Origin of the sequence: Nonomuraea sp. NPDC048916, assembly GCF_040649575.1 — a bacterium.
Classification (GTDB): domain Bacteria; phylum Actinomycetota; class Actinomycetes; order Streptosporangiales; family Streptosporangiaceae; genus Nonomuraea.
In genome coordinates this window covers 1-578 of the sequence record NZ_JBEZFS010000176.1, presented here as the reverse complement: position 1 = coordinate 578, position 578 = coordinate 1, and the positions used below count along the sequence as shown (strand labels likewise).

Below are 578 nucleotides of genomic sequence, written 5' to 3'. Positions count from 1 at the left end.
ATGATCGCGTTTGACGAGGACGCCCGGCGCGGTCTCGAGCGCGGTATGAACCAGCTCGCCGACGCCGTCAAGGTGACCCTCGGCCCCAAGGGCCGCAACGTCGTGCTGGAGAAGAAGTGGGGCGCCCCCACGATCACCAACGACGGCGTCTCCATCGCCAAGGAGATCGAGCTCGAGGACCCGTGGGAGAAGATCGGCGCCGAGCTGGTCAAGGAAGTCGCCAAGAAGACCGACGACGTCGCGGGCGACGGCACCACGACCGCCACCGTGCTCGCCCAGGCGCTGGTGCGCGAGGGCCTGCGTAACGTGGCCGCCGGCGCCAACCCGATGTCGCTGAAGAAGGGCATCGAGTCCGCGGTCGAGCGGGTCAGCGAGGAGCTGTCCAAGCTGGCCAAGGACGTGGAGACCAAGGAGCAGATCGCCTCCACCGCCTCCATCTCCGCCGCCGACCCCGAGATCGGCGCTCTCATCGCCGAGGCGATGGACAAGGTCGGCAAGGAAGGCGTCATCACCGTCGAGGAGAGCAACACCTTCGGCCTCGAGCTCGAGCTCACCGAGGGCATGCGCTTCGACAAGGG

At 67.6% G+C, this 578-nt stretch carries 1 protein-coding gene; it reads left to right on the top strand.

The features are described from left to right. Positions 1–578: TCP-1/cpn60 chaperonin family protein (locus AB0C16_RS40300; protein WP_357691444.1), on the top strand; the 578-nt coding region annotated here is incomplete at both ends.